The following is a 9,325-nucleotide window of genomic DNA, read 5'->3' as shown; positions in this document are numbered from 1 at the left end:
CCGGCCTTCTGAGGACGCAATTCGTAGGCCGGATAAGACGCGTTGACGTCACATCCGGCATTTGTGTTACTTACCGCCTAAGCCTTTCTTCGCCAGCTCTTCTTTGAAGTTATCGCGGGTAATCAGCACCACATCCGTCACTTCAGTGAATGCCGGTGGCTCTGCACCTTTCGTTACCCAGTTGTAGAGCATTTCACTGGACTTGTAGCCGTGAACGTCCGGGCTTGGCAGCAGTGAACCGTAGAACCCGGTCGCTTCGCCTTTAGACAGTTCGCTAACCGCGTCAACGCCGTTAATCCCGATACCAATCACGTTTGGCGCTTTGAAGCCCTGCCCTTCGGTTGCACGTACGCCGCCCAGCACGGTGTTGTCGTTCATGCCGACAATCAGCCAGTGTTTGACTTCAGGATGCTGAACCAGCATGGAGTTAGCGGCGTCGAATGCGCCGGGGATGTCATTCGATTTTGTTGGGACCTGGTAAATCTGTTTTTCCGGGAAGCCTGCGGCTTTAAGCGCTTCCATTGAACCAGAAGTACGACGACGTGCGGTATCCAGTTCGTTGGCGGTAATGGCCATTACGGCGGTGGATTTCACATCCCAACCGCGTTTTTGCATCTCCTTGTACAGCTCCTGGCCCTGGCGCTCACCAATTTTGGTTGCCGCCATCATCACCAGCGGTACGGTATCCATCGGCTTACCTTTGGCGTTGGCAAACTGGTCATCGACGGCAATGACTTTCATATCGTAGCCACGCGCCTTAGCCATAATGGCTGGCCCCAGTTTTGGGTCTGGCGTACAAATAACAAACCCTTTTGCTCCACTTGCAGCCAGGCTGTCGATGGCGTTAAGGGTTTTCTCACCATCCGGGACGGCAATTTTAATCACCTCAAAACCAAGGTCTTTACCGGCTTTATCGGCAAATTTCCATTCAGTCTGGAACCACGGTTCTTCCGGCTGTTTGACCAGGAAACCGAGCTTCATGGATTCAGCGATAGCGGATTGTGACATAATGGCCGCCAGACCGATGGCAGCCAGCGCTTTAGTGAATTTGTGCATGGTTAACTCCAGCTTTAACGTTCTTTTATGTAGGGTAAAATCAGACGATTTTTTGTAATTCGGACGTAAAACAAGGCATTACCTTTTATTGATAAGATCAATGCCAGTGCTAAGAGTATTTGTAGCGGGAAATTGATTCTCCATAAGAGAGCGGCATCACACCACAGAATTACAGTAATTGCGTACATAAATTCAGCGGGAAATGACATAAAAAAACGCGGTTTTGTCGACGGGAAAAAAGAGGAATAGCAGATTAGTCCATAACATCAGCCAACGAATCCTTGTTCCCGAATACCGGAGTATTCGGGAAAATGCTTACCATCGGTAATAAATGTGATCAGCGTGATCGCGAACCGGAATATCATCTCCCAATAGACGCGCCGCAAGCGTCAATGCAAAATCGAAAATATGCCCTAACCCTTTACCGCTAATCAGGTTGCCATCTTCCACAATCGGCGCATCGATATATTCCCCATCCGTTACGTTTTGCCACAGATCCCCCGAACACACGTAGCGACGCCCCTTCAGCAGGCCGTTGCCACCCAGCACGCGCGCAGCCGCGGAACACACCGGGCAAATGAGTTTTCCTGCCTCGTCATGGCGAGCGATAAACTGGATGACAGCCTTACTGGCGGCAAGATTAACGCTGCCCTGCGGCCCGCCCGGTAACACAACGGCATCGTAAAGATCCGTCTGACGCGCAGCCAGCGTGCTGTCCGTCACCATCGGCACATCATGGTAGCTCACCACCGCACGGGACTCGGCGCAGGCCAGTGTTTCAACTTCGATCTGCAGGCGGCGCAGAATATCAATGGTAACAATGGCTTCCGCCTCTTCAAAACCAGGTGCCAGTAGCACGGCAACCTTTTTCATACACACTCCTCGATTTTTCCAAATACACCAAACCATAAATGCCGAATCATTCAGGCGCTTAACTTTATTAATTTCCACAAAACTGATCTGGCGCAAAAAATTAGCCAGCAGATAACGTTCACCGACACGTCCCGATAATGAAATTTCTCCATCCCAAGGCCGGATAATAATCCGGTGAGAGACAATACCTGATTGTGAAATTCCATTTCGTGATATGAAACATCATTTCAATATTAATGCTTGGATTTAATCCCATAAATATCAATCTCTTATATTCACACCACTTATATACACAAGCAGAAAAATCACTAATATTGCTATGACAATATGTAAAAAATCATAAATACGCAGATTTAAGGATTTTCTTAAGTCGGAACAGGAGTTATGCTGAATCTCGATCGGGAGCGAATATAATTCGTGATCACTAAAGGACCGGCGGAACGGATTTATTCTGCTAACAGTTTTAATTGTACGTAGAGGTGATGTGTAGCGGCAGCCCGTTGCACTGACGTAAGTAACGTACATCCCCCTTTCTGGAAATAAGGATATTGATATGGCTGCAGTTGGAATTGTTCATAAACTCAACACACAAATGAACCTCGAGTTCTACGCATCGAATCTTTACCTGCATCTCAGTGAATGGTGTTACGAACACAGCCTGACTGGCACCGCAACCTTTCTACGCACTCAGGCACAAGGTAACGTGACTCAAATGATGCGTATGTTCAATTTTATGAAAAGTGCCGGGGCTAACCCCATCGTCAAGGCTATTGATGTTCCGGGTGATGAACTAACTTCTCTTGAAGAACTGTTTCAGAAAACGCTGGATGAATACCAACAGCGTTACAGCAAGCTATCACGCTTGACCAATGAAGCAGAAGCCTTGAATGATGCAACAACCATTGATTTTCTTCACGATCTGGAAAAAGAGCAGCAGCAGGATGGCGTGCTGTTACAAACGATTCTTGATGAAGTCCGCAGCGCTAAACGTGCGGGACTGTGCATGGCGCAAACCGATAAGCATCTGCTGAACGTCGTGAATTATCAACATCACTAATCTTCAATTTTCATCGTGTTAATGCCGGATAACGATGCGACGCACCTTATCCGGCTGGTGCTTAATTTTCTCTACGCTCACGCCTCTCATTCTGCGAGGCGCAAAAAAACCTTTCTAAAACCTGAAACAACGGTTTATTTTAGTGAGATTCATTCTGCGGCGTGAATTTCAACTCGATCAAGGCAACTGCTTTTTGTATTGCGCGCATAGTAACCGGATCGGCGCCCGCAGGATGGCTGGAGAAATCGATGCTTTTCAGTTGGCTGGACATTTTCTCCCGCACTTCTACTGGGGCAATAACATCAAGAACATCCAGAATCTGCTTGATAACCAGCTGACAGGCAACAACGTCCGAGAGCAGTTCCTGATCGGCATTCAGTGTTTGGGACATAGTGAGCTCCTTATAGAAAGGTCGTCATAGTACCTATTCAACGAACGAAACGATAGCCGCGCATGCATTACGAATGCGCTGGAAAATAAAAATAGATCCAGTCAGTTTCTTTTGAGATGGCAAACACAACATGAGTGAACATTTAGCGGTTGAGAACAAACGCGGTCTATCCCCGGCTGCATTACTTGTTGCCGGGGCTTTCTTTATGGAGTTTATTGACGGCACGGTGATTGCCACCGCACTGCCCGACATGGCGAAGAGTTTTGCCGTGCAAGCGGTAGACCTGAACATAGGTATCAGCGCCTATCTGATCACCCTCGCGGTGCTGATTCCCGCCAGCGGCTGGATTGCGGATCGCTTCGGTGCCCGAAAGGTGTTTACCCTGGCGCTGGCGATATTTACTCTCGCCTCGGTTTTATGCGGTTTGTCCGAAAGCCTTGAGAGCTTTGTCGCCATGCGAATCTTACAGGGTGTAGGTGGCGCGCTAATGGTTCCGGTTGGCCGACTTGCGGTATTGCGTACCACGCCTAAACATCAGTTGATCACCGCTATTGCGACCCTGACCTGGCCCGCGTTAGTCGCCCCCATCATTGGCCCTCCCCTTGGCGGATTCATTACCAGCTATGCCAACTGGCGTTGGATCTTCTTCATCAATGTACCGCTCGGGATACTGGCGATTGCGCTGGCGCTTCGTTTTATCCCGGATATTCATGACGACGAGCGCCGCCCATTTGATATAACGGGATTTATCGCAACCTCTGTTGCGATGGTAAGCCTGGTGTATGCCATGGAGTTACTGGGAACCCAACAGCCTCAGGGCTGGCTGACCGCCGGACTTTTGGCGCTAGGAACAGTGACATTTCTGTTTGCCCTGCATCATTTTCGTCGCGCCGCATGGCCAATGATTCGCCTTGATGCCATGAACGTCCCTACTTTTCGCGTCACCATGTATGGCGGATCGCTGTTTCGTGCCTCTATCAGCGCCGTATCGTTTCTGCTACCGTTAATGTTTCAGGTAGGTTTTGGCATGAACGCTTTCCACGCGGGTTCGCTGGTGCTGGCGGTATTTGTGGGCAATCTGACGATTAAACCGGCCACCACACCGTTGATACGTTGGCTGGGCTTTAAGAAACTGCTGTTGATTAACGGTGCACTTAACGTTCTGGCGCTGCTGGCCTGTGCATTAATTACGCCGCAGACCCCCGTGTGGGTTATTTTGCTGGTGTTGTATCTGGGCGGTGTGTTCCGCTCAATTCAGTTTACCGGCGTCAGCACGCTTGCCTTCGCGGACGTCCCCGCGGCACAAATGAGCTACGCTAATACGCTGTTCAGTACAGCGACACAATTAGCGGTAGGATTGGGCATTTCTTTAGCCGCTATTGGGATCCGCATTGGCGATGTGGTCAGTGAAAGGCTGGCATTGGGCAATATTCCAGGGATCAGTTTCCGGCTGGCCTTTGTCGCTATTGCCATTATTTGTCTGGTAGGTATGGTGGATACGCTGCGGCTCGCCCGTGATGCAGGAAGTGCAGTATCGAACAAGAACAAGTAGCCCGGAGGGTGAACGCTGCCGGGCCAACAGGATTTAGCCAATTACCTCGCGTACAAACGCTTCGATTGCTTTGTCCTGACAGTTTTCAAAGAAGCACTGCTGGAAGCGCGGGCCCGATACAGCGGTTTTCACCAGCTCAGGATCGATAGCGCGCAGCGTGTCCAGATAATTTTCTTTTACTACAGCCGCTTTCACCTGATTCAGAATACCGGCGTTACGCACCTGCGGCTCTTTACGCTCCGGTGGGTAGCCTTCGCCGTTACGCCCGGTGAACGCTTTTTCAAACATATAGCGCACATTCAGCTCAGCACCCCAGCCAAAACCTTTGGCGAATGCCAGAGAAAGCGCGTTGCCGTTGTTGATCTGAGAGAACAAGAACGCATCTGCAGGATCGAGGCAATAACCACACACAACACCCGGATGGATATTCAGTGACATCATTGCCCCCTGGCCCGTGCCGCAACCGGTGACCACGAAATCAACCGCTTTGGAATTAAGCAGGATGCTGGCCATAATTCCTAAATGGATATAGGTCAGATGATGATCATTTTCATCGCTCATCCCAACGTTATAGACCGGAAAACCTTTCTCATCCGCAACGGCTTTAAGCTCGTTATGGATGATGGCGTTTTTGCTTGCCTGGCTGTTTTCCATCATCAATGCAATTTTCATTCTGTACTCTCCTGAATGCGCTGCGGTAGCCCGCTGAAAGTCATAACATTCAGCCACATTACTATTTTGCAATCACACTTTCAAATTTAATGAAATTTAGTTTTAAAAAACAAAGTTGCGCTCACATTCTTGTCTGAACAGTTCAGAATTGCCTCAAACGAATGACCTCGTTGTGATTAATCACAGGTGATCTTCGGGCTATTCAAGCCATTGATGAGGGCCTCTGTATGCCATGATAGTGTATCTTCGAACTTTCAGAGCGATCTCATGAAGACCTTTATCCTAGCGCTTTTGCCGCTCGTGCTGACAGGATGCACAATTACAAAACAGGCACAGGTCAGCGAAGCCAGCGCCATCACTGGTGTGGTTCGCCTGACTTATAATCAGGCCATGTTACAAACAGCACGTACCGATGACTACGTTACCCAAGGGACAGCCACCAAAGAGTGTCAGCGCCTGGGCTATGCCAGCGCTGAAGCGTTTGGTCAGCCGGTGTCAACCTGCAGCGTATATGCAGGCTCTCTGTGCTTAAATACCAAAATTACACTCGCCTGGCAGTGTCATGGAGTCGCGGTATCGCAATCCCCCTCATTCAATTATTAATATTTCCGACCAGCACATTTTTGCTGGTCTTTTACCACTTTATTATTTATATCCCCTGCTTAATATCGTTAATGCGTTTTATTCCCATTCGCATTTTTAATAAATAAATTTATTATTTTACCTTTTGCAAATAATTAAATAACAAATTATAGTGACGCCACGTCAATATATAATAATGTTTGTGGAGCAGAACCATGCTGAAAACAGAAATGATCGACCAACTGAATGAGCAAATGAATCTTGAATTATATTCATCTCTGCTCTACCAACAGATGAGCGCGTGGTGCAGCTATCACAGCTTCGAAGGTGCCGCCGCGTTTTTGCGCCGTCACGCCCAGGAAGAGATGACGCACATGCAGCGTCTGTTCGACTACCTGACCGATACCGGCAGCTTGCCGCGTATTAATACCGTTTCTTCACCTTTTGCTGAATATGCGTCTCTGGATGAACTGTTCCGTGTCACTTACGAACACGAGCAGTTGATCACCCAGAAAATTAATGAGCTGGCACACGCGGCAATGACCCACCAGGATTATCCAACCTTTAATTTCCTGCAGTGGTATGTTGCCGAGCAGCATGAAGAAGAGAAATTATTTAAATCTGTTATTGATAAGCTGTCGCTGGCAGGGAAAAGCGGCGAAGGTCTTTATTTCATCGATAAAGAACTGGCTACGCTTGATACGCAGAATTAATAATTTGGGGTAATGAAGGCAACCCGCCATCATTACCCATTAAAATCAGTGACGGCAGATCTTGCTTTCGTGCGTAGAGAAGCCGTCTTCTTTTGCAATAAACTTTCCCTTCGCCGCTAAAAACGCCACCAGCTCGCCTGCCGTCATATCTGCCGCAGAACAAGTGTGGAAACGCGCCTGCTCGCCGAAACGTGCCGTAATCGCCGCTTCAAGGCTGGCATTTGAATACTGCTCGCCAGATTCAATCATCATGTTGAGCACTTCGTGACCGTGAATAGATTCCATACTACCTCCTCAATAAAGACCGTAGCCTAATGTGAACCGCACGGCGCTGCTTTGCGCTAACGCAGGTTTATCCGCAGATAAATGTCATTTGTTATACATCTTAATGGTCAAAAATATCGTAAACATTAATGTACAACCATTGTAACGACGATTTGACGAACATAGCGTTTTGCCTTAACCTGCGCCGCAGATATAACCGTTGATTATCTCTGGGACAGAGGAAAGCGTGAAAAACAGAACCCTGGGTAGTATTTTTATCGTGGCGGGAACCACGATTGGTGCCGGTATGTTGGCAATGCCGTTGGCTGCGGCAGGCGTGGGGTTTAGCGTCACGTTGGTATTGTTAGTCAGTCTTTGGGCGTTGATGTGCTACACCGCGCTGCTGCTGCTTGAAGTATATCAACATGTCCCGGCAGACACCGGGCTGGGTACGCTGGCAAAACGTTATCTTGGTCGTTACGGACAATGGGTAACGGGCTTTAGCATGATGTTTTTAATGTATGCCCTGACGGCGGCGTACATCAGTGGTGCAGGTGAACTGCTGGCCTCCAGCATCAGCGACTGGACCGGAACAAATATATCCCCGACAACAGGCGTACTGCTGTTCACCTTTGTTGCCGGTGGCGTGGTTTGTGTTGGGACCTCGCTGGTCGATCTGTTCAACCGTCTGCTATTCAGTGCCAAGATAATCTTCCTGGTGGCGATGCTGGCTCTGTTAATGCCGCATATCCATAAAGTGAACCTGCTTACGCTGCCGCTGCAACAGGGGCTGGCGCTCTCCGCAATCCCGGTCATCTTCACCTCGTTCGGTTTTCACGGCAGTGTTCCCAGTATCGTCAGCTATATGAACGGTAACATCCGTAAACTGCGTTGGGTATTTATTACGGGTAGCGCTATTCCACTGGTCGCCTATATCTTCTGGCAACTGGCGACGCTTGGCAGCATTAACTCGACAACGTTCATGGGGCTTTTAGCCAACCACGCAGGCTTAAACGGCTTATTGCAGGCATTGCGTGAAGTCGTGGCTTCGCCGCACGTCGAACTGGCGGTACATCTGTTTGCCGACCTCGCGCTGGCAACCTCTTTCCTCGGCGTTGCATTGGGATTATTTGACTTCCTGGCCGACCTCTTCCTGCGCCGCAATACCGTAGCGGGAAGAATGCAAACCGGCGTGGTGACCTTCCTGCCGCCGCTGGCATTCGCGCTGTTCTATCCGCGTGGTTTTGTCATGGCATTAGGGTATGCGGGCGTTGCCCTGGCGGTGCTGGCGCTGCTCATTCCCTCGATGCTGGCATGGCAAAGCAGAAAACATAATCCGCAGGCCAACTACCGCGTAGCCGGCGGTGCTCCGGCGCTGGCGCTGGTATTCTTGTGCGGCATTGTGGTGATCGCAGTACAGTTTTCTATTGCAGCAGGATTACTACCAGAAGTGGGTTAAAACAAAGGGGCTTTCGCCCCTTTCTGTTAATGCAAACAGCACTGCTTATATTTCTTGCCGCTGCCACAGGGGCAAGGGTCATTGCGCCCTACTTTGGCATCCACTTTCACCGGTACTTTGACCGGCGTTTCCTGAGGATGCGCCATCCAGTAAGCATGCAGGTCCAGCGCAGCCAGGCGGATGGCATCGACGCTCTCTTCAAACGCTTCAGGTGTCAATTTCTCAACCACCGCAAAGTTCTCTTCCGTACCGTGCAGCGCAATAGCCTCAAGTGCTGGTTTTAACGTGTCCGGTAACGCGGACCAGTCTGACAGTGCAACGCCGCGCATATAACCAAAGCACCACTCTTCAACGATGGTCAGTTCATGCTCGTCAATTTCACGCAAACCAAACAACGGCTCAAACTGCTCAGGATATTCATCCAGACGATCGGCCGTATCCGCCATATGTTGAAACGCCAGGTTCATGAAACGCGTCATTTCTTTTTCGGAGGACCAGCGAGGGACATACTGCGCGCCGCCCCAAATTGCGACCAGCCACTGCTCTGGTTCAATTTCATACGGTGAACTCAGCACCGCCGTCAGCAAACCATCCAGTTCTGACACATCCAGAATAGCCTTGTCTGTATTGTACTTAGTCAGTACATCATCCAGCCATTCCAGTTCGCTCTCGTTTAATGGTCCCGTTTTCATAACGCTTTTCCTTA

At 49.5% G+C, this 9,325-nt stretch carries 11 protein-coding genes; 5 read left to right on the top strand and 6 right to left on the bottom strand.

Features of this window, described 5'->3' with window-relative positions:
- Positions 1-66: 66 nt before the first annotated feature.
- Both GFB57_RS14105 and GFB57_RS14100 read right to left on the bottom strand, forming a co-directional pair.
- On the bottom strand, positions 67-1,056 hold the full coding sequence (locus tag GFB57_RS14105; protein WP_003034602.1) for an arabinose ABC transporter substrate-binding protein: 990 nt from the start codon (positions 1,054-1,056) through the stop codon (positions 67-69).
- 315 nt (positions 1,057-1,371) lie between these two features.
- Positions 1,372-1,929, bottom strand: a complete 558-nt coding sequence (locus GFB57_RS14100; protein WP_003034599.1) for a DJ-1/PfpI family protein — start codon at positions 1,927-1,929, stop codon at positions 1,372-1,374.
- A 553-nt stretch (positions 1,930-2,482) separates the two neighbouring features.
- Here GFB57_RS14100 and GFB57_RS14095 point away from each other — a divergent pair.
- Complete coding sequence (locus GFB57_RS14095) at positions 2,483-2,986, top strand: non-heme ferritin-like protein (protein ID WP_003034597.1); 504 nt, start codon at positions 2,483-2,485, stop codon at positions 2,984-2,986.
- A gap of 139 nt (positions 2,987-3,125) precedes the next feature.
- On the opposite strand, the gene GFB57_RS14090 is transcribed toward GFB57_RS14095, so the two are convergent.
- On the bottom strand, positions 3,126-3,377 hold the full coding sequence (locus tag GFB57_RS14090) for a DUF2766 family protein (RefSeq protein WP_003034595.1): 252 nt from the start codon (positions 3,375-3,377) through the stop codon (positions 3,126-3,128).
- Positions 3,378-3,507: 130 nt separating this feature from the next.
- On the opposite strand from GFB57_RS14090, the gene GFB57_RS14085 reads away from it, so the two are divergent.
- Entirely contained in the window at positions 3,508-4,929 is a 1,422-nt protein-coding gene (locus GFB57_RS14085; protein ID WP_290366822.1) for an MFS transporter, read from the top strand.
- A gap of 33 nt (positions 4,930-4,962) precedes the next feature.
- Here the strand turns inward: GFB57_RS14085 and GFB57_RS14080 are convergent, their stop codons facing one another.
- The gene (locus GFB57_RS14080) at positions 4,963-5,601 is read right to left on the bottom strand and encodes an RpiB/LacA/LacB family sugar-phosphate isomerase (RefSeq protein WP_003034591.1); all 639 of its coding nucleotides are present in this window, start codon (positions 5,599-5,601) and stop codon (positions 4,963-4,965) included.
- 267 nt (positions 5,602-5,868) lie between these two features.
- On the opposite strand from GFB57_RS14080, the gene yecR reads away from it, so the two are divergent.
- Together yecR and ftnA are read left to right on the top strand one after the other, a co-directional pair.
- On the top strand, positions 5,869-6,204 hold the full coding sequence (yecR, locus tag GFB57_RS14075) for a YecR family lipoprotein (RefSeq protein ID WP_003034590.1): 336 nt from the start codon (positions 5,869-5,871) through the stop codon (positions 6,202-6,204).
- Between the two features lie 194 nt (positions 6,205-6,398).
- Complete coding sequence (ftnA, locus tag GFB57_RS14070; protein ID WP_003034588.1) at positions 6,399-6,896, top strand: non-heme ferritin; 498 nt, start codon at positions 6,399-6,401, stop codon at positions 6,894-6,896.
- A 45-nt stretch (positions 6,897-6,941) separates the two neighbouring features.
- Here the strand turns inward: ftnA and GFB57_RS14065 are convergent, their stop codons facing one another.
- A complete protein-coding gene (locus GFB57_RS14065) occupies positions 6,942-7,181 on the bottom strand; it encodes a YecH family metal-binding protein (protein WP_003034586.1) in 240 nt (79 codons plus the stop codon).
- A gap of 226 nt (positions 7,182-7,407) precedes the next feature.
- On the opposite strand from GFB57_RS14065, the gene tyrP reads away from it, so the two are divergent.
- A complete protein-coding gene (gene tyrP / locus GFB57_RS14060; RefSeq protein WP_003034584.1) occupies positions 7,408-8,619 on the top strand; it encodes a tyrosine transporter TyrP in 1,212 nt (403 codons plus the stop codon).
- A gap of 26 nt (positions 8,620-8,645) precedes the next feature.
- Here the strand turns inward: tyrP and GFB57_RS14055 are convergent, their stop codons facing one another.
- Positions 8,646-9,311 carry a YecA family protein gene (locus tag GFB57_RS14055; protein ID WP_003034581.1) on the bottom strand — a complete coding sequence of 222 codons (666 nt, stop codon included), beginning with the start codon at positions 9,309-9,311 and terminating at the stop codon, positions 8,646-8,648.
- Between the last annotated feature and the right edge of the window lie 14 nt (positions 9,312-9,325).

The sequence above is a fragment of the Citrobacter sp. S39 genome, assembly GCF_009495675.1.
Lineage (GTDB): Bacteria > Pseudomonadota > Gammaproteobacteria > Enterobacterales > Enterobacteriaceae > Citrobacter > Citrobacter freundii.
Note: the sequence above shows the minus strand (reverse complement) of the source record. Positions and strands in the feature narration are given on the sequence as shown.